10 protein-coding genes are annotated in these 20772 nt (G+C 61.7%); all 10 read right to left on the reverse strand.

Annotated elements, in window-relative coordinates; all coding sequences use genetic code 11:
- Positions 1-2: 2 nt before the first annotated feature.
- Entirely contained in the window at positions 3-6011 is a 6009-nt protein-coding gene (locus JNN07_10275; protein MBL9168115.1) for an LLM class flavin-dependent oxidoreductase, read from the reverse strand.
- A 398-nt stretch (positions 6012-6409) separates the two neighbouring features.
- Positions 6410-8368, reverse strand: coding sequence for a polysaccharide biosynthesis protein (locus JNN07_10280; protein MBL9168116.1), 1959 nt, complete (start codon positions 8366-8368; stop codon positions 6410-6412).
- Between the two features lie 293 nt (positions 8369-8661).
- On the reverse strand, positions 8662-10071 hold the full coding sequence (locus tag JNN07_10285) for a sugar transferase (protein ID MBL9168117.1): 1410 nt from the start codon (positions 10069-10071) through the stop codon (positions 8662-8664).
- 169 nt (positions 10072-10240) lie between these two features.
- Complete coding sequence (locus tag JNN07_10290; protein MBL9168118.1) at positions 10241-11491, reverse strand: DegT/DnrJ/EryC1/StrS family aminotransferase; 1251 nt, start codon at positions 11489-11491, stop codon at positions 10241-10243.
- A 50-nt stretch (positions 11492-11541) separates the two neighbouring features.
- Positions 11542-12540: a glycosyltransferase gene (locus JNN07_10295; GenBank protein MBL9168119.1), complete on the reverse strand. Its 999-nt coding sequence runs from the start codon at positions 12538-12540 to the stop codon at positions 11542-11544.
- 18 nt (positions 12541-12558) lie between these two features.
- Positions 12559-13650, reverse strand: a complete 1092-nt coding sequence (locus JNN07_10300; GenBank protein ID MBL9168120.1) for a glycosyltransferase — start codon at positions 13648-13650, stop codon at positions 12559-12561.
- 14 nt (positions 13651-13664) lie between these two features.
- Positions 13665-15011, reverse strand: coding sequence for an O-antigen ligase family protein (locus tag JNN07_10305; GenBank protein MBL9168121.1), 1347 nt, complete (start codon positions 15009-15011; stop codon positions 13665-13667).
- Between the two features lie 27 nt (positions 15012-15038).
- The gene (asnB, locus tag JNN07_10310; GenBank protein ID MBL9168122.1) at positions 15039-16910 is read right to left on the reverse strand and encodes an asparagine synthase (glutamine-hydrolyzing); all 1872 of its coding nucleotides are present in this window, start codon (positions 16908-16910) and stop codon (positions 15039-15041) included.
- A 50-nt stretch (positions 16911-16960) separates the two neighbouring features.
- Positions 16961-18295 carry an oligosaccharide flippase family protein gene (locus tag JNN07_10315; protein MBL9168123.1) on the reverse strand — a complete coding sequence of 445 codons (1335 nt, stop codon included), beginning with the start codon at positions 18293-18295 and terminating at the stop codon, positions 16961-16963.
- A 97-nt stretch (positions 18296-18392) separates the two neighbouring features.
- A complete protein-coding gene (locus tag JNN07_10320; GenBank protein ID MBL9168124.1) occupies positions 18393-20684 on the reverse strand; it encodes an AAA family ATPase in 2292 nt (763 codons plus the stop codon).
- Positions 20685-20772 lie beyond the last annotated feature (88 nt).

Raw genomic sequence — 20772 nt, forward strand, 5'->3', positions numbered from 1 at the left:
TGCTAAACGGTTCGACTCGCCTGGCGTTGCTGGCGGCGACGAGACAGGGCGTCCTTACGCGCTTCCCCTCGATCCTGGCTCTGCTGGAGTTTCTGAGCCTCGCCCTGCCCGGCCTCGTCGATATGCGCCGCCAAGGCGCTGACGGTCGGGAATCGGAACATGTCCACCAAAGGCACGTTCTTGCCTAACGCTTGCCGAAGTAAATGATTTGCCTGAACCATCATCAGGGAGTTGGCTCCCAGGTCAAAAAAGTTGTCCGAGGCTCCTACCTGCTCGAGCTTAAGCAGATCTTGCCAAACCTTCGAGATGATTTTCTCCGAGTCGCTGGACGGGGCCAGATAGGCGGTGGCCGACTCGGGTCGGGAATGTTCCGGCTCGGGCAACGCCGCCCGGTTGATCTTGCCGTTCGGGGTCAGGGGCAGTCGCTCGAGCACGACAAAGGCGCTGGGCACCATGTAGGCGGGCAGCTTGCCGCGCAGATAGCTGGCCAGCTCGGAAGGCAGGCTCTTGGCCGGCGTGGCGCTCGCGCCCACCCGGTTGACATAGTCGGTCCACGGCCTTTCCGGCCCCGGATCCAACGCGGCGCGACCGGGCGAAGCCTTCTTCCGATGCCGAAAGGCCGCGTCGTAAGCATCGAGCCGCCCCTCGGCGTTCCAGCTCAACTCCACCTCGTAGTCGTCGGCAAGCTTCCACAGCTGCTCGGGGTCGATTCCGCTCACGGGCTGGGAATCCAGCAGAGCCCTCAGCTCGCCCACCGTGGCCGGTGCCGATCCCTTTTCCAGTAACTCGACCGCTTTCACTTCCCGACTCAGTCGCGGATTGGGCAGCCCCCGAAGGGTCAGAACCGGAGGCTCAGCCGCCAGCAGGTCGCGAACGCCGGCCAGAGCCAGCTGCTCAGCTCGGATGACATTGGCTTCCGCGCCGCCCGAGGCGGGGGCTGATCCGATCTCGAGCACCACATCATAACGGAAGCGCGTGACTTCGTTGAGGGACTCCCCTCGCTTGAGCTGCTGCACCACCCGGGTGATCTGAGGAATTCGACGGCTCAAGGCGCGGAACAAATCCGCATGGATCAACATCTCGCTCTCGCGCTCACGGCGTTTGGCAATGCGCTGCTTGAGCTCCGCCGTGCTTAGATGATCGGGCGCCTGATACAGCTCGATGTCGGTGAGGAAGGCAGTCAGCAAAGGAAGGCTGCGCAGATCCCCGAGGAAAATGCGTCCCCCGGGAGCCACCAGCGTTGCCACCTGCTCGAGCACCCGGCAGAGATACTCCACGCCAGGAAAATACTGCACCACCGAGTTGATGACGACGGTGTCGAACGACCCGGCGCCGAACTCCGGCAGCTGATCCGCCTTGCCCTGATGCAGCTCCACCTGAGCCAACGGGCGAACTTGCAATGCGCGCCGGATGTTCTCGATCGCGGTCGCCGCGAAATCCACGCCCACGTAACGTTCGCACTGGGGGGCAATCCGGAAGAGGAGCAGGCCGCTTCCGCAGCCAATCTCCAGAACACGTTTCGGCTTCAGGGACAGAATCCGTTCGACTCCCCGGTCCACCCACTCGCGCATTTCGGTCGGCGGAATGGGGGCGCCTGTGTAGCTGCTGTCCCATCCCACCAGGTCGAAGGTAGGATCGAGGGGCAGGGCCTCATTGTCCCCGGTCCGATGATAGGTCTCTGTCCAAAGATGCTGCCAGTGTTCTGCGCCGGCGACAGTGGCGGCGCCGCCGCCGGACCCGGCTGCCTCAGGAACGGTGTAGGCAACCAATCGCTGATCCCCGGGCGTGTCCTCGCGGGCGATCACCACGCACTCCCGCACCAGGGGATGATGATTCAGCACCGTCTCGATCTCGCCCAACTCGATCCGATGGCCTCGGATTTTGACTTGATGATCCAAGCGGCCGAGGTACTCGACCTGGCCATCCTCGCGATAGCGGGCCAGATCGCCGGTCCGATACAGCCTCTCTCCGGCAACCGCGGCGAATGGATTGGGAACAAATCTCTGGTCCGTCAGCTCCGGGCGGTTCAGATAACCGCGAACGACCCCGGCTCCACCGATCAGCAGCTCCCCCGGGACACCCACCGGCACGAGCTGGAGGTTTCGATCCACGATGAAAACCTGCGTGTTGACCAGCGGCCGTCCGATCGTGATGGCGTCGGACCGCGTCACGCGAACCGAAGTCGACCATACGGTGGTCTCGGTCGGGCCGTACATGTTGATCAGCTCCCCTTCCATGACCCGCAACAGCTGTTCCGCCAAGGTGGGAGGAAGGGCCTCTCCGCCCAGCAGCAGTTTCTTGATGGGGCGGAGGGCTTCCAGCGAGCCAGGGTTGATCGCCAGGATCGATGCCAAGGAGGGCGTGCACTGGAAATGGGTGACGCCATGCCGGCTGATCAGCGCCGGGATGCTGTAGTCTCCTTCCAGCCCTTCTTCGATCTCCGCGAGGCTGGGGTTGCTCAGCTCCCGCAGCCGGTTGAGATGAGTCAGGGCCGAAAGCGCATCGGCCGAAGGCACACCGAAGTCAATCAGGCAGGCCAGTTCGTCCGCCCCCATCGCCTTCAACCGATCCACAATCGCGAGCGCACTCTCCGGGGTTCCGAACAGACCTGCAGTCTCAAAATAGCGATCGAAGGCATGGTCGAGCAGGGCGTCCATGTCCTCGGGGGTGAAGTTGTCGAGATCCAGCTTCATGTCGCCGCCGACAGCTTTCTTCGAAGGCTGACGGAAAGCGGGAAAAGCCCAGGGCGCGATCTTGGTCAGGTCAAAGGCGCTCTTGAGGTAATTGCAAAGGGGCTGCTTGACCTTGACCCGCACCGCCTCGAGGTCGTCCCCAATGTGCGTGTGCAGCATCACCGAGACCAAACCCTGGCCCGGGTGTCCGTGAGCGCGCCAGGCCTCGCGATAGGCGGCGATCTTGTCCGCCAACTCCTCGATCTTTTGCCCCAGTAGGTTCGTGAGCAGGTTGAAGCCCATCTCACCGGCCATCCGGAAAGTCTCGATATTGCCGGCCGCGGTGATCCACATCGGCGGCCGGCTGCGCACGGGCGCAGGGAAGATCTTCACCGAGATCTCCTGCCCATCCCCGTTACGGACTTGCACAGCCTCGCCCCGCCACAGCTTCGAGACAGTCTCGATGCCACGGAACATCAGGTTCTTGCGATCGGCGTAGTTCTCCGGAGCGAAAGCGAAGTCGTTGGCATGCCAGCCGGAGGCAAAGGACAGTCCCACCCGGCCATTCGATAGATTGTCAACCATCGACCATTCTTCGGCCATGCGAATGGGATTGTGCAACGGAAGCACCACGCTGCCCGCCCGGATCTGGACGTTCTTGGTCACGGCGGCAATGGCGGCGCTGGTGACCGAGGGATTGGGATAGAGCCCGCCGAAGGCGTGAAAGTGTCGCTCGGGAGTCCAGATGGCGGTGAAGCCATGGGCATCCGCATACTTGGACCCTTCCAACATCAGCCAGTACCGGTTCTTGCCGGTGTTCTCCGCAGCGTCGCTGGAGAAATAGAACAAGGTGAAATCCAGCTTCCGCCTGGACGTCGACCGCTTCGGAGCCGGGCGATTCTGCTGGAACGCCTGCTCTTCGTGAACCACCACCTTGAAGCCGCGAGCCAACGTCCACGACAGCTCGAGCACATGGATATCGAAGGAGACGCTGGTCACGGCCAGCCACACTCCCGGGCTCTGCCCCTCCTGACCGAGCACCCGGTCCATTCCAGCGAAGAAGTTGAGCACGTTGCGATGCTCGATCATGACACCCTTCGGCTTGCCCGTGGAGCCGGAGGTGTAAATCACATACGCCAAATGATGCGGCTTGGCTCCGCTCAGGAAATCTCCCTCGGCCTGCTGCGAGATCGTCGGCCAATCGGTATCGAGCTTGATCACCTTGGCGCGGTGGCGAGGCAACTCGGCAGCCAATCGCTCCTGGGAAACGATCACCGACGCCTGCGAATCCTCGAGCATGTGGGCGATTCGCTCCTGGGGGTAGGCCGGATCAATGGGAAGGTACGCGCCTCCCGCCTTTTGAATTCCCAGCAGCCCCACCAACATCTCCACCGAGCGCGACACACACAGACCGACCATGGCATCGGGCCCAACCCCCAGCTCGCGCAGGTATCGGGCGAGCTGGTTCGCTCGCGCGTTCAGCTCGCGATAGGTCAAACTCTTTTCGCGAAACACCACCGCCACGGCATCCGGCGTGCGGGCAGCCTGGGCCTCGATGGCCTGATGGACACACAGGTTGGATTCATAGGCCGCGCCCGTGTTGTTCCACTCCGAAAGGATCTGACCCTGATCGGCCTGGCTCACCAATGAAAGCCGGGAAACAGGCTGATCTGGACGCGCGATGATGCTTTCCAGCAAGGTGCCAAACTGCGAGGAGATCCGGCGAACGCTGGCGTCGGAAAGAGCCAGCCGAGAATAGCTCCATCGGCAACGACGCCCATCGGCCAGAACTTGCAGGCGCAGCTTGGGTCCGGGAAGCGCGCCAGAGCTCTGATCGAGCGAATCCACCACCTCGACCTGAATGGGCAGGGCCTTTTCCAGCCCCTGCTCCCGCACCCCGGACAAGCTGGCGTGCCGGGTCAGCAGATCGCGCAGCGCAGTGCCCTTGCTGCGGACCAATTCCAACTCCCGCTGATTGGCTCGAACCAAGGAAAGGAAATCAGGATCGCCCTCGGACGCGAAGCGGAATGGCACCGCGTCCCAGAACAGGTTCTCCAGCGAGCTCACGTCCCGCTTGAGTTCAGGTAGCTGAAGCGCGAGATCGAAGACCTGTTCGCTGCCCACCCGGGACAAGTAGAGTCCGAACGCGCTCAGGATCAGCTCGGAGCCCGAAATCCCGGCCCGGCCGGCGAATTCCGCAACCTGGGAAGGAAGGTCAAGATCGAGAACACCCGTTTCCGCCGCCGCCGACCCTTCACGGCCCGCCGGCTCGAAGTAGGGAAAGGACACCGGGTGGAGCTTCTGCATCCGGCTCACCCAAAATGATTCCGATTTGCACAGCCGCGCATTGAGTGCGGTGATTCGGGACGCCAGGACGGGCTCCGGTTCCGGAAGCTTGACCCCCTGCTTGAGCTGATGCACCCGGGCAATCTCCTCGAGACAAGCCGGACGCCCACACAGGTGGAGCAACTGCCGGATCACCACGGCCCCGCCGCGGGCGGCGACGTGGATGCCGTCGGCGTCGCAGCCCAGCACGGTCCCCGGCTCTTGGGGAGACGACCGACCAGGGTCGGCCAACTCAAGGGCGGAGCAGATGTAAAACTCGGATCCGATTTGGATCTTCGCCCGTCCAAACGCATTGGCTGCCGAGCCAAAATCCATCGCTCGAACGAAGGCCTCAAGGGACTGCGGAGCTTGATCCCAGGACAAGATGGCCGCCCGATCGGGGCGCTTCCACATCGGGTTGTAGCTGCGCTGACTGTGATCCTGCTCCGTCGCAGTCCAGTTTCCCGCGATCAGCTTACCAATCAGCTCCTGAAAAGACTGCACCCCGGCCTCGAAGCATTTGGTCATCAGCGAGTGCGCCGTCTCATGCTCCGAAATATCGACCGAGCGTTGCACCAGGACCGGCCCGCCGTCGACTTTGTCGTTGATGAAGTGCCAGGTTACCCCGTGCGACGACTCGCGGTTCATCAACGCCCAGGACGCCGGATGCAGCCCGCCGTAGCGGGGCAAGAGGCTGTCATGAAAATTGATCGATCCCCGAGCGGCGGCGGCAACCGCCTCCTTCGGCATCACCCGCAGGTTGATGATACTAAACAGAAAGTCAAAAGGCTGCTTCAGCAGAACGGGGAGGTAATCCTCCTCCGGGCTGTAGACCGGGGTCCGGGCCGCGCGCGCCCACTCCACTACCTCGGAACTCAGGGCAATGATCCCCAACAACTCGAAGCCGGAAGCCATGAGGATCTCGGCGCACCGGATGGTCAGCGCCCCGTCTCCTACCAAAAAGCACTTCAGGTTCCTGCCCATGATCTCTTCTGATTGCGGTCCTTGATTCACAAAATGACGTCCCTAGACCGAAGTTTTACTACGAAGATGCTCCACAATCAATGCTGTTAAGTTAATCACAAGGAAACAAACAACATCCTTACGGGTAACAACTTACACGATAATACGAACGATGCAATCTCGGCTGAATCTTGCTCTCCTCACTACAGTTTCTAATAACCCTGAATCGTGTCAGGCCGCCTGAAAGGGACTTTAGGCATCCCCTCTCTTCCTTCGGCATAGGTACGCCTGGACACAAGAAGCCCAGACCTGTTCCACGGGGGAAGCGGACTGGTGATGAGGTTTTGGCGGCCCGTTAGCGGTGCCGCCAAAACCCGTGGAGAACTCTGAAAACTGCCTTCGGGTCGGTCCGGCCGGGGAAGAGGCTTTCCTTCCTCCCGGCGAGGGGATCAACCGCGACCAGCGGCGATGCTGATGGTCTCAGGCGAAACAGCTCCGTTGGCGGATCCGTTCAACACCGTGACGCGGGCACCCTTTTCGAAGTGCGGAGTATACTCAGGCACGGCGCGTTTCAGGAGCATCTTGCAGTGATCGCCATCGATCTCGTAGAGGAGGCCGGCGAACTCGTTCAGAATTCGACGCATTTCCTCGAGCGGAGCGGGTTGGGCGCAGAATCGCATGATCTTCGGATGAGTCGTCGGGATCAGGCTTTCTTGCTCGTGGCTCAGCTCCTCGAAGAGCTTCTCGCCCGGGCGGAGACCCACGAACTCGATCTTGATGTCCTTGTCGGGTTCGAGACCAGACAGGATGATAATCTGCCGCGCCAGGTCCACGATCTTCACCGGCTTGCCCATGTCGAGCAGGAAGACTTCCCCGCCCTGCCCTTGTGCGGCGCTCTGCAGCACGAGACCGACCGCCTCGGGAATGGTCATGAAGTAGCGAGTCATCTCCGGATCGGTAACCGTCACGGGACCGCCGCGAGCGATCTGCTCCTTAAAGATGGGGATCACGCTGCCAGAAGAACCCAGGACGTTGCCGAATCGGACCGCCATCATGCGGGTGCCACCAGGATTGGCCGCATGCAACGACTGCAGGAACATCTCAGCGAGCCGCTTGCTGGCGCCCATCACGCTGGTGGGGTTGATGGCCTTGTCGGTGGAGATCAGGACAAACCGCTCGACCTTATGAGCCACCGCCAGTTCGGCGAATTGGGCAGTGCCCAGGCTGTTGTTACGAACTGCTTCCGTCGGCTGGCTCTCCATCAGAGGCACATGCTTGTGAGCGGCCGCATGGAAGATCACCTTCGGCTTGTATTGCTCCAGGATCATGCCCATCCGGTTCAGGTCCATCAGGTCCGCGACGAGGGGGACGATCTTCTTGCCATGACCAGCGCGAGCCAGCTCCTGCTCGATGGCGAACATTTGCACCTCGGAGCGCTCCACCAGGAGCAGCAGACGCGGTCCAAACTCAGCAATCTGGCGGCACAGCTCGCTGCCGATGCTACCGCCGGCACCCGTGACCATCACGACCTGACCGGCCAGCAGAGCCTGAATGTTCTCGGTTTCCAGCTTGATGGGAGGGCGTCCCAGCAGGTCTTGGATCTCCACCGAGCGCAACTGGCTGACGTGCACCTTGCCCAAGGCCAGCTCCGACAGCGAAGGGACAGTCCGGCACGGGTATTTCGCCTGGCGCATGACGTCCAGGATCTCGCGCTTCCGCGTAGCGGAGGCGGAGGGAACGCTGATGATGATCTCGTCCAACCGAAGCCCCAGGGACTCGTCGTTCAGGAGCAATTCGGGCTTGCCGACAATTGGCAGGCCACAGACCGTCCGACCCCACTTCGACTTGTCGTCATCAAAAAACGCGACCGGCTCCAACCCGAGACCGCGCTTGTTGCGCAGTTCAGCAGCCAGCATGGCGCCGGCCTCACCAGCCCCAATGATGCCCACGCGGCGAGTTGCGGTGGGGGACTTGGAGTAGTAGGCGCGGAGGCGCTGACGGCGCAACCGCAGGGTCATGCGAATCAAGACCAGGGCCGCCAAGGAGAACAGGAAGTCCACCAGGATCATGCCCGCAGGCAGGGCGAAGGGCTCCTTGAGCTTCCAAGTTCCCAGGCCAATCACGGCTGCTGCCGTGCCCAGGGCATACGCCAAACGAAAAATATCCGGGACGCTGAAGCTGCTGGGCAGCACCCGTTGCTGCCGAAAAAGGAAAAGCAACACGAGCTTCAGGCCCACAACCCAGGCGAGAACGAGAGGAAAATGATGCAACTGCTCCGGCGGAACGCGGAAGTCAAACCGCACGAGATAGGCCATCATCAGACTGACCGAGAGTCCGATGGCGTAGGCCGTTGACAGTCCCAGCGTGCGAAACAGGCGGCCTTTCTCACCTGTAAACATAGAAGACATACTCGTCGCTTTCAAAGGGTTCAAACTTTTGATGGGCATTCCTGATTCCTGATTAACACAAGGGTCGGAACTGTTCCTTCCGCTCCTCAACTAATGTCGTCTCAGCACTCGTCTGAAGCTCCATTCCTAACCGGCAACGGAACCTCCATTGTTTCGGCCCGAGCTTCAGACAGACAGTCGATCCCTTGGGCGCTACCCCACCGGACAGACAGGCTGGGACTTAGTGGGAACTTTACCACACATCCGCCGATATGCAGCATCAAAATTATGCCGTAAAATTACGTAAAAATTAATCAGTGAAGCCACCGCCCGATCAACTCATCAATCGAGGGAACAATCCGGCAGCGCATATTGGCACTAATCAGCAGGGAGCGGATCTGTTCCACGCGTTCCGGGGTCGCGGTGGGCATGGCAATAATAATTTCATCCAGCTTACTTGTCCAGGAACCGTCCAGAATGCACTCAGGCATGCCCACAACCTGGACACCCTTCAACACCTTACGCCATTTATCAGGGTTGTCATCGAATAGGGCCTCAACGCGCCTTCCACCGAGATTTCGGACATTGAACTGTCGGACCAGCCAGAGCCCCATTTCATCCGCGCCGACCACCCCGACTTTAAGCACGGAACCTGGTTCGGCCTGCCGCGGCCGGACCGATTTTCGTTCCCGCATCATGCGGAGCGCCAGCCGAGCTCCACCGATGGTGGTCAGGGCGAGCATCACGTTGAGTATAATGATGCTCCGAGCAGGCATGAGGGAGCCGCCCGAGGCCATCCAGACACCCAGTTGAATCAGTCCGCCGACACCCAGGCCGATCACCAGTTGCTTGACCTCCTGCAGTTCGAAATAGCTCAGCAAGCCCACGAACTGCTTTCGCCAGCACAAGAGCAGAAGTTCGCACGGAACGACCACCAGGCCGAGCCGCCAGATCGAGTCGATCTCATGGGCCGGAACGGCAAAGTCATAGCGAAGCTGATAGGCCATCCACCAACTGAACGACAGCGCGAGCAGGTATCCTCCCATCACGGTCACCCAATAGGGGAAGATGGTCTCCGCAATAATGAACACATCCTCCAACAAGTTGGCCCGCTTGGCGTACTGCATGTTCAGGTGGAACTTGCGGGGGATGCAGTGCTGAATGTAGAAGGCTTCCACGTCGGAGGCTCCCTTCAGCAGCGCCTCTTCGTTCCGAAACACGAGGGTCGCCAGATCGGTGATGCCCGGCTTGTAGTTGAGCAGTTGACGCTGCTCGGGAGTGTAGTGGGCGACATAGCGCGGAACCTCCGGACGAGGCCCCACAAAGCTCATCGAGCCGCACAGCACATTCCACAGCTGCGGCAGCTCGTCGAGCTTGGTCTTGCGCAGCAGACGCCCCAGCAGAGTGATGCGCGGATCGCGGTCCTGAGTCACGGACGGACCGAGCTTGTCCGCTCCCACCACCATGGTGCGAAATTTGAGGATCTCGAACTCTTGTCCAAACTGACCGACCCGGCGCTGTCGATAGAAGATCGGGCCCGGATCGCTGATCTTCATGATCAGGGCGATCACCAATCCCGCCGGGAGCAACACGAGCAACCCCAAAAAGGAGCAGGTCACATCGAAGGCTCGCTTGAGTATTCGGGAAATCGGACTGGGGGGCGCCACCACGGAAACCGTGCTCGGCGGCAGCGCCGGATTACTGGTGCTTTCTGAATCAGACATACTTCTTTGTAGGCACTTACCAGCGGTGGATCTTAACACTTGAAAGGCTCGTGTCTATGATTCGTTGACGGTCCCAAGAGAGGTCCGGTGGCAGGAAGGGCCGCCCGGGGAGGAGCGGAACACCCCCTAGGCCCGTGCCCAAACCCGCATTCGCTCTCGTAAACCGTCCTCAGCTCTTTTTCAGGTGCTTGGCCACCAAGGTCTTAACCGTCTCGCAAATCCATTCAACCTCGTCATCCGTCAAACCGGGGAAGAGCGGCAGGGTGAAAATCTCCCGGTACACCCGCTCCATGCACGGAAGGTCCGAATGCTGATATCCATAGGTTTCCCGATAGTAGGGATGCATGTGCAGCGGGGTGTAGTGAACGCTGGTTCCCAAGCCCAGCTTCGTCAGCTCGGCGAGAAAGTCGGTGCGATTCACGTTCAGGCGGTCCAGATCCAGCCGGACCACATAGAGATGCCACGAGTGAACCCGGGAGGGCTGGACGGTCGGCAGGGTCAACTCGGCCACCGAGCCGAGACGCTGGCGGTACATGCCCGCGATCTGGGATCGGCGCGTGTGAAAGGCATCCGACTTCCGCAGCTGGTGAACCCCAATCGCCGAGGCCACATCGGTCAGGTTGTACTTGTACCCGGGCGCGATGATCTCATAATACCAGTTGCCCTCCGCCATGAAGCGCTTCCAAGCATCCCGGGAGATGCCATGCAGCGACATGATCCTCATGCGATCCGCCCATTCCGCGTTACCCGTGCAGGCCATGCCACCCTCGCCGGTGGTGATGCACTTGTTGGCGTAGAACGAAAAACAGGAGATGTCCGCCGACGTCCCCACCGGCTTCCATCCGTCGGCAATCAACCGCGCCGAGTCGGTGGGCACCTCCGGGTTCCAGTCCTGGGCCGTGCTCGTGCTATCGCGGTAGAAGGCGGGACAGCAGTGCGCGGCGTCCTCGATCACCTTGAGATCATACTGCTGCGCCAGACGTCGGATGCCGTCCACATCGCCGACCTGACCGGCGTAATGCACCGGCATAATGGCCCGGACTTTCTGCCCGCGATCCAGAGCGGCCTTCAGACGGCGCTCCGCATCGGCCACGTCCAGGTTAAAGTCGGACTCGCGGCAATCGACCAAAATGGGGTTGGCGCCCAAGTAGCGCACCACCTCCGCCGTCGCGGCGAAGGTCATGGTGGGCACCAGCACGCCGTCGCCCTCCTTGATATGGAGGGCCTCGAGGGCCAGGTGCAGCGCGGCCGTGCAGGAGTTGAGGGCGACCGAATGCTGCTGCTGCACGTAGATGCCGAAATCCTTCTCGAACTGTTTGGTCTTCATGCCGGTCGTCAGCCATCCCCCTTTCAGGGTGGCAACAACCTCGTCGATTTCCAAATGGTCCAGGCTGGGTTTATAGAATGGAACTTTGATCATAATCGGATGGGTGATACTTCGGTAAAAGCTGCAAATGCGGACGGCTCCGGTTAGCGCCGGGAGGCAACCTCCTCGTAGACGCCCTTGACGCGTTGGGCGATGGCTTCCAGGCTGAGATCCATCACATGCTCTCGGCCGTTGCTGCGGGTGGACTGCTGCAGAACCTCGCAGATGGCATCGGCCATCGCTTCGGCCCGCCGCGGCACGATCCGCGAGGGGGTGACGCCCTTCAGTCGCTCTTCCACATCCCCGACCGCCACGGAGACCACGGGCAGGTTGCAGGCGAGCGACTCCTTGACAATGTTGGGAGACCCCTCGCTGGAGCTGGCGCACAGCAATACATCCGAGGCCGAAAGATAGGTGGGCATGTCCGCGGGAGCGATGTTCTTCACCAGCTCGAGACGCGCCTTGGGATAGTGCCGCTTGACCAGCTCGATGGCGTTCTGGCCGAAGGAAAGGCCTTTCAGGATCGGGGCGCGCAGCGCATCCATGATGACCACCTGCTCATCCATCGCCCAGCCCAGCTTGGTGCGGGCCTGCTCACGGGGGATCGGAACAAATTTATCCAGCTCGACGCCATCGGGGAAGACCAGCGCCTGATCGCCTTTCCACCACAGCCGCTTCCGCAGCCCCTCGCTGACACAGATGATACGCGAGGCTCGCAGACAGGCCAGATGGGAGAAGAGATGGCTGATGTGCGCGCGCATTTTCGAAACCTCGGTGCTCACCAACAGATCGCTGCCGGCGAACGTGATGACCGAGGGCCGGCCGCTGTGGACCGTGAGAAAGGCCACCAGGGTCCCGTAGCGGGCATGCACGACATCAGGGTTGACCTCCTTGACCATCTTCCTCAGCTCCCGCCAGCTGCGGAACAGGTGCAGCGGGGAGTGGCTGGTGCCGATGTCGAAGGTGCTGATGCGGATGCCCAGAGCGCGCAAGGCGTTGATCTGGCGATCCGCCCAGATGCTGGCGTGGTTGGCGTGGCTGCCTTTGTTCCAGTGATTGCTCACCACGAGAACATGCAGTGGAGAAGTCTTGTTAGGTTCCATGACAATAAAATCGGGCCGCTAAGCGGAGACCGCCAGGCTGTAAAGCGCCGTGAGCTTGGGCGGCAGGGCGTTCAAGGAGTGATGCGATTCGACGTAGGCGCGGGCGGTGTTTCCCATGTGGGTGCGCAGGGAGGGTTCCTGAATGAGCCGGGTCAGCTGGTTGACGAAGCCGCCCAGGTCCTCCGCCTCCACCAAGAACCCGTTCTGACCCTCGACCACGATCTCGGGCACTCCGCCCACGCGCGATGCCACCACCGGCAATCCGGTGGCCATGGCCTCCAGCAGAACATTGGGGGTCCCTTCGTATTCGGAAGTCAGCACCGCGATCTGAGCCTCCCGGAACACCGGTGCCACATTGGACACGCTGCCCCGAAACTCCACGCCTCCTGGCATCAGCCCCAGACGGCTCGCCTGTTCCTCCAGCTGGCCTCGCAGCGGCCCGTCACCGACGATCAATCCCGTCACCCGGTCGCCCACGCTGCCCCGCAGCCGAGCGAGAATTTCCAGAAAACGATCGAAGCGCTTGCACTGGTGAAGCGTGCCGACCGCAACCAGGCGGATGGGTCCGCCGGAGGGACTGTCCGCCGGCCGGAGCACACTGGTATCCACCACATTGGGCAGAAAGAACAGCCGGTCCGATCGAAGACCGGAGGACTCGGCATAGCGGATGGCCTGCTTGGAATTGGCCGCGATGATCTTCGGGCCCCGCAAGCTCAGCCAACCCGCCACCGAACCGCTATCCTTGACCTCCATCACGCCGTTGCTCCGCAGGGCTCCGATGCCCGGGATGCCCAGCAGACGCGACACCAAGCCGACGTAAGCCCCGGTATAAAAGTGCTGGCTCTGGAACACGTCGGGCGATTCTCGGCGAAGGATTTTCACCAGGCTCATCAGCCGGCCTAGCTTGGAGGGTCGCTCGACCAGCGGGGTGATCGGCACCCCCAGCTCGCGTATCCGGCCTTCCCAGAAATCGTTACTGGTGAAGGACAGCAGGCGAACGGCGGCGCCGCTCTGTTGCAGCGCGCTGAGCAGATAGTAGAGCTGTCGCTCCGCCCCGCCCCGCCCCAGGCCGGCGGCCAAAATGCAAATCTTGAGTGAGGAAAGCTGCATGACGTTGGCGGAGATCAAGACCGAGGAACGGAGAGCGGTTCGACCACCGTGTCCCCCGGCCAAGGGGCTCGTCGGGGTGTAGCTGGCGCGGATGTCCAGCGGGGAATCTGGCAACGGGCAGCCAGGCTGACCATCACCATGAGCAACAGCATCGTCTGCTTACGGTCATAGCTGACGATGCTGTTATCGGATGCCAAATTGATGAGCACCCCTCCCCAGCACATCAGCCGGAGGGAGAGCGGAAGCCACCAGCCTTGGAAGAGAATGCAGATGTGTGCCGCGTAGTAGAGACAGAGGCCGACCACCCCCATGTTGCAGAGCAGCTCGACGTAATTGTTGTGGGAGTATCCACCGAATCCACCATGCCGCACGAAGGCGACCGAACCATTGCCGAAGATGGGCGACTCCTGCCAGAGTCGGATCGCGGTCCGAATCATCGCCGAGCGCTTGTCGAAGGAACTATCGTTCAGATCGATCATGCGTTTGACAGCCGTGATATGGCTGGCCTGCTCCAAAAGGATGGGGGACAGGATCGCCACCACAAAGCACAGCGCCAACCCCAGCGTCGCCACACCGAACAAGACAAGCCCGCGATGCCGCTTGATCTCGGTCAGAACCTGAACGAAACAGATCAGCAGGAGCAGCGGCAGAATCACCAGCGCGTTGCGGGATCCGCTGGTGGCCACCCCGTACACTGCGGCAATCAAGGAAAGCACACAGGCCGCCCAGCCTGATTTCTTGGGAAACAGCCACACGAGCACAGCACCCAGGTTGAGCTGGAGCGCAAACTCGTTGGCGTTGCCCACCAGGCCGGAATAGCGCGACTCGGTCTCCGAACCCGCGCTGAAAAACCCGCCGATGATGCTGGCATAGCTGCTGATGACCTGGGCATAGGCCAGCCATCGGAACGGCATGGTCGATTCGAGCGCGAGGGCGATTCCGAGCCCGAGCAGGAATGCCGAAATGACCTGCAGCATCTGGTCAAACTCCCAGGCCTCGCCCTCGACAGGAACCGAGCGGATCATGGAATAGGCCAGAAAAGCGAACGGCAACACAATCCACCGGCCCACCGAGAATTGCACGGCTCCGACCATCCGGCCCACCCCCAGAACCACCAGCAAGCCGAGCACCGAGATGATGCCCAACCGGGACCACCCTGGCACCTCCATCAAGGTCTGCGCCGCTACCACGCTGCAGACCCCCAAGGCCGTGGCCGCAATTTGAAACCATCGGCGGAGATGATCCTCTGGTCGGAGCAGAAGCGGTCCGCCGGGAACAGCCCGCTCCCCCGCATCGAGGGAATTTCCCGGCGAAGCCGTCCCGGAGCCGCCACTGGCTCGATTCTGACCTGTATTCTCCATGATCTTTGTCCCGCCCCGTCAGGCTGGTCAGCCGGCGGCCTGCTGCTGGCACCACCACCGGTACGACAAAACCTTGAACACAGCATGAGTCAGCGCCGGGTTGCGCAAGGCCTGATTCCACAACCGCTCGCAGGCCCCCGGAAGGAAGGGGTCTTCGAAATGCTTGTTGGGCTGGATGAGCGTCCGACGAAAGGCCTCGGAGGCGCTGCTTCCGAACAACCACTCATCAATCGGGATGGAGAATCCCCGCTTCTGCCCGGCACAAACCTGGGCGGGAAGATACCGTTCCGAGAGTCGTCGAAGCAAATACTTAGTCCGGCCATTCTTAACCCGCAGGGCCGTCGGAATGCGCAATCCCAGCTCCACCATCCGGTAGTCCAGGAACGGAGACCGAAGTTCGATGGAGTGCCTCATGCTCATGCGATCCACCTTGTCCAAAATGTCCTCCAGCAAATACTGACGAATGTCCGTGCGCTGCGCTAGATCAACGCTGGACGCGCGCGGCCACTCCCGCAGGCGAGAGTTGTAGGACTGGATGAGCTGCTCTCCGCCCACGAAAAACTCCGGTTTGAGGGCGCCCTGCAGCCAATCTTCGGAAGCGTAGATGGATCCTCCCAGCCCGAAGCGCCCGACCAGATGGGGAAGCTTGTGGGCAAAGCGACGCCAGCGCGAATCCGGGGCGGAAACCAGCGTGATCCCCGCCGCCGCCGCGCGCCGAAGAGCCGTGGGAACCAGGTCGGCATGGCGCCACTGCCAGGCCCGCAGATAGGGCCGGTATCCGGCAAAAACCTCATCTCCCCCATCACCGCTCAACATCACGGTGAACTGCTTCCGCGCCTCGGCGCAAACCATGGACGTCGGGAGCGCGGAGCTGTCCGCAAACGGCTCGTCAAAATGACCCATCACCCGCGGCAGATGATCCATCGCCTCGGTCAGGCTCAGCCGGCTCACCAGCAGCTTCAGCTTCAAGTGCTCCGCGGACATGTTCGCCATCTCGGTCTCGTCCGCCGATTCCTCGTCAAATCCCATCGTGAAGGCGGACAGATGCCCCTGAACACGAGCAGCGGTCGAGGCAACCAATCCCGAATCGATGCCCCCGGACAGAAACACGCCCAAGGGAACATCCGATCGCAGCCGAAGACGGGTCGCGTCCTGAAGCAGCTCGTCGATGCGGTCAATCCAAGTCTCCTCGGCAACACCCTCCTCCTCACCCACGTCGGGAAGATCCCAATACTTGACCGGGCCCTCAACCCGATTCTCCCGGAGGTGAACCCGCAACCAGGTGCCGGGAGGAAGCTTCATCACCCCCTCGTAAACGGATGTCCAGTGCGGAACAACGCCCAGACGCAGATAGCTCCCGACCGCAGACTGGGACAGGCGATGGGGGAAAGTGGGAAGTTCGCGCAGCGCCGCGACCTCCGAGGCGAACGCGAAGGTGTTGTCCTTTTTCCAGCAGTAGAGCGGCTTGACGCCCAGCCGATCGCGCACCAGCACGACCGTCTCGTTGCGGGAATCATAAATCGCAAAGGCGAACATCCCGTTCAACCGCGACAACGCCTCGATGCCATGGGCCTTGTAAAGCTTGAGTAGGACCTCGGTGTCGGTGCCGGTCTCGAACTTCAGCCCTTCCTGCTGCAACTCCGCCCGCAACTCCTGGAAGTTGTAGATCTCGCCGTTGAACACGATCATCACATCGCGGGAGGGATCCCACATCGGCTGATGACCCGCGGCGCTGAGATCAAGAATGGCCAGGCGCCGGAATCCGAAGCCAACGCGGCCCGTCAACTCCACACCCGCATCATCCGGTCCCCGATGAACCATCCGACTCGTCATCCGCCGCAGCACAGACTCCTCCAGCAGATCTTTGCTCGAGGCAATAATTCCAGCTATCCCACACATAACGTTCAGTAATACATCACCACAAAAAAACGAACTGTCGCCTAGCTGTCCTAGGTTACCGCGCCGGGGGCGGCGAGAATCGGGTTGGCGCTGAGGAGCCGCCACGCCCGCCAAATCAACCAGAGCTCCATCAGGCCCCCGGTGGTCGCGAAGGCGGCGATGGTCAGCGCCGCGTCCCGGAGGTAGACCCCGCCGAGCACGAGGGTCGAAATGCGGACAACCAGCAGCACGATTTCATAGACCAGGAGAATCCGCTGCTGGCGCCGCACTCGCAGGGCGACGGCGGCGGGCAGACTGAGATACGCTGGCACCATCCAGACCCACAGCCACTTGCCATACTCGCCCGCGGCGCGCCATTCCTCCCCGAACAGGAGCAGAAACAGGGCGGGAGTGAGCAGATAGCCCAGGGCTCCCGGCAGGATGGTGACCAGGCACAGACCACCGCTGGTCTTCTTGAAGAGCGCCTTGAGGTCTTGACGCGCGTTGTTCGCCTCGCTCATCCGCTGAAACAGCACGCGCTGCAGCGACGTGTAGGCGAGGCTCCACGGAGTCAGGAGAAACCGGGATGCGAATGCGTAATAGCCGACCACCGTCATGCCGAACTGCTGCGTCAGCACCAAGACCGGCGCGCCCTGCGACAGGGTGCTGAGCAAATTCTGAGAGCAGCTGTAGATGGGAAAGTCCCGATACCTGGAAGCCAGGCCCAAGACCTCGGATCGGTTCAACGCCTGACGCACGTGGTGCCCATCCCGTTTCCACATCCACCGGGCCACGACCAGGCTCGCCACCGCATCCCCCACCAGCAGCCCCACGATCAAGCCACCGGATAGGAATCCGCCCAGCGCGAGCAAGATCTGGCTCCCATTCTTCACCACCGCGCTCAGGATCTGGGTGGAGGACTGAAGCGAGAAGTTCTTCTGCCGCGTGCCCCAGGCCATGAACATCTGCCCAAACCCGCTCACCAGAAACGCCACCGGAGCCAGCCACAGCCAACCGCGCAGCTCGGGCATCCCACTGACCTGCAGCACCCAATCCTGCAGGAACACGATCACCGCGATCCCCACCAGGGTGATGATGATCACCGAGCCCATCCCCGCCAAAAACAAACCCGCCGCGGCGCGCTCCTCCTCGGGAAGTACCAAGGCCTGGGAGTACTGCAACGTCAGCACCGATCCCACCACACCAGTCAGGGCAAAGAAGCATCCGAATAACCCAAAGTCTGCCGGCCCGTACATCCGGCTGAGCACCGGCATCAAGACGAAAGACAAGGCCTGGGCCAGCGCCGAGCCCACCGCCAGCATGGCCACATTCCGGAAAAAGCCCTGCTCGCGCAGCCTCGTCCCCACAGCGCCGCTCCAGAGTTGCTTAGCTCGGCGCAAGAACATGAACAGGCGGTGGAAACGGCATGGTTTGATTCCGGAAACGAGGCCGAGGAGCAGCAGCAGCAGCCGTTATAAGGATGGCCTGCTCCTCTCGAAAACACTAGGTGGGGCTGCTTCCCCGCGGATAGACCACATCCGGCTCGAGGACTGTTCGGCCGCTCGAAACCGGCTTCGCGCGGTATTCCCGGCTGTAGCGGTAAAAGTAATCGGAGGAGACCGAGGCGCGGTTGTAGACAACCCCCAGAGCCCTCACATTGCACTTATACAAGCGGTTCAGCGCCTCCCGCAGCATGCGCGATGAGGTGTAGGAAGCACGCAGCACCATGAGCACATAATCCGCCTTCGGAACCAGGCTCATGATGTCGCTGGTGGCTAGCACCGGAGGAGTGTCGATCAGGATGTGGTCATAGTGGGGAACCAGCTCAGCCAGGAGCTGGTCCATTCCATCGCTCAGGAACACTTCGGGGTCATAGAGATCGCAATCGCCGGCGGGCACCACGTAGAGCTTGCCGAGCTCGGCATCGCTTTGCCCCCTGCTCGAGCCGGCCTGCGGCTGCTGAAGATCTACACGGACGATCGCATCGGAGATCTGACACATGCCTCCCAAGACCTCGCGGAGCCCGGGCTTGCCATTGATCCCCAGGATGGTGTGGATGGAACTCCGCCGCAAATCGGCATCGATGAGCAGAACCCGCGCCCCAGTCCGCGCCAGCGTGGCGGCGAGGTTGGAGGCCACCGTGCTCTTGCCCTCGGCCGGCACAGCGCTGCTGATCAGAATCACCTTGGGCTTGTAGGTTCCCGAGAACGAATAGAGCAGCGACATTCCCAAATTCCGAAACGACTCGACAAAGGCGTGCTGAAGATCGGGATCTTGATGCTTGAGCGGCTTGCCGGGATGGGCCGAGATGGTGCTTTCCGGAATCTGTCCAATGACATCCTCGGGCAGCGCATGGCTCAGCTCCGTGAGGGAGGTGAACCGATCATTGAGGAACTCCTTCAGGACGACGATCCACACGCCCAGCATGAAGCCGAGAAACAGGCCGCCTACCATGATGAGCAGCTTGCGGGAAACGGGCCTGGCGGCCGAAGCGGGCGCCACCGGGTTGAGCGGGTCCTGATCGGCGCTGTTGTGCAGGTCCACCGTCTGGAGCAGGCTGGCCATGCTGTCGTGAATGGCCTGGGTGCGCTGCCGCTCCTGCTTCATCCGCTCATAATCCATGAGCAGGCGACCGGCCCGAGCCGCATTCGTCTGCATCGTGTGGTACTGCAGCTGCGCATCCTCGATCTGCAACTCGAGCGACTTCCGGAGCCGGACGACCTGCGCCAGCGCCTGAATCGCCCCCTCCTCCTTGAGCGCCTTGAGAGTTTGTTCGTAGCCGGCGATTTCCTGGTTCAGCTTCACCATCTTCGAATGGGTGGGCCGCAGGACTTTCGCAAATTCATCACGCCTGGACCGAAGCACCTCCATCTGCTGGAGGATCTGAAAATAGGCGTTGTCGGAGCTGGGGCCTCCCAGCGACAAATTCTGACGCGTTCGTTCCAGTCCGGGTCCCTGGCTCACGACCCCGGCGCGATCGTTGCTGCGGGCGAGGTCGCGTAACTGTTCCGGAGTCAGCGAGTCCAGGATTTTATATTCGGTCCGCCAGGCGGAGATGGAGTCGGAAAGGCGGGAGAGGTTCGCCCCGGCGTTCTGGCTCTGCTCGGTCAGCAGGGCGACGTTGTTGGAAATGCTGAAGCCGGCGATGGCGAGGTCCTGTTTCTGGATCTGCGCCTCCACCTCCTTCATCTGGTCGGTGATGCTGCTCAACGCGCCGGTCGAGGCGTGCTGGCGCGACGCGCGTTTCAGCGCAAAATACTCCTCCACCACCGCGTCCAGAAAGGCCCGCGTGGCGTCCGGGGAGGCGCCGATGGCTTCCACCTCCAGCATGCCGCTCTTCATGGACGACCGGGTGGTGATCTTGAAAGGCACGAGCACCAGCTCATTCGTGCCGGGGGGCGGCCCCAGCTGGGGGAACCGAGGACGAATGCGTTCCAAGGCGCGCAGATGGATGGCGTCGTTCCTCAGCAGCTCCGCCTGAGTGCCCATGTAGCTGGCCAGATCCTCCGCAAAGGAGCGTTGATCGCCCGGCAGGCTTAGCTTGCTGGAGACCCACAACACCACTTCGGACTGATACGAAGGCCGCCGGACGAGGGCATAGCTGATCGCCGCGCCGCCCAGGACCGCCAGAGACAGAGCAATGATCCACCATCCCCGGCGAAAGGCACCCCACCACCGCTGCACCTGGGACTGAAACATCGCGGCGGTCGACAGATGGCCAGACTGACCTGCTACGGCCGGAAGTTGCCGACCACCCGCGTCGGCGTCCGTGAGTTGCTGTAACTCTCTGCTCATATAAATATGTGGTATCCAGGTCGACCCGCAAGCGCCGCCACCGGTGCCCGGAAGGCGCCGCTTGGAGCCCTCCCCAGCCTGGCTTCCC

It is taken from the genome of Verrucomicrobiales bacterium, assembly GCA_016793885.1.
Taxonomy (GTDB): domain Bacteria; phylum Verrucomicrobiota; class Verrucomicrobiia; order Limisphaerales; family UBA11320; genus UBA11320.

Coding starts and splice junctions, on each gene's coding strand:
- JNN07_10320 (MBL9168124.1), bottom strand. CDS start 20,684: ATGAGCAGAGAGTTACAGCAACTCACGGACGCCGACGCGGGTGGTCGG.
- JNN07_10280 (MBL9168116.1), bottom strand. CDS start 8,368: ATGTCTTCTATGTTTACAGGTGAGAAAGGCCGCCTGTTTCGCACGCTG.
- asnB (MBL9168122.1), bottom strand. CDS start 16,910: ATGTGTGGGATAGCTGGAATTATTGCCTCGAGCAAAGATCTGCTGGAG.
- JNN07_10300 (MBL9168120.1), bottom strand. CDS start 13,650: ATGCAGCTTTCCTCACTCAAGATTTGCATTTTGGCCGCCGGCCTGGGG.
- JNN07_10305 (MBL9168121.1), bottom strand. CDS start 15,011: ATGGAGAATACAGGTCAGAATCGAGCCAGTGGCGGCTCCGGGACGGCT.
- JNN07_10290 (MBL9168118.1), bottom strand. CDS start 11,491: ATGATCAAAGTTCCATTCTATAAACCCAGCCTGGACCATTTGGAAATC.
- JNN07_10295 (MBL9168119.1), bottom strand. CDS start 12,540: ATGGAACCTAACAAGACTTCTCCACTGCATGTTCTCGTGGTGAGCAAT.
- JNN07_10285 (MBL9168117.1), bottom strand. CDS start 10,071: ATGTCTGATTCAGAAAGCACCAGTAATCCGGCGCTGCCGCCGAGCACG.
- JNN07_10315 (MBL9168123.1), bottom strand. CDS start 18,295: ATGTTCTTGCGCCGAGCTAAGCAACTCTGGAGCGGCGCTGTGGGGACG.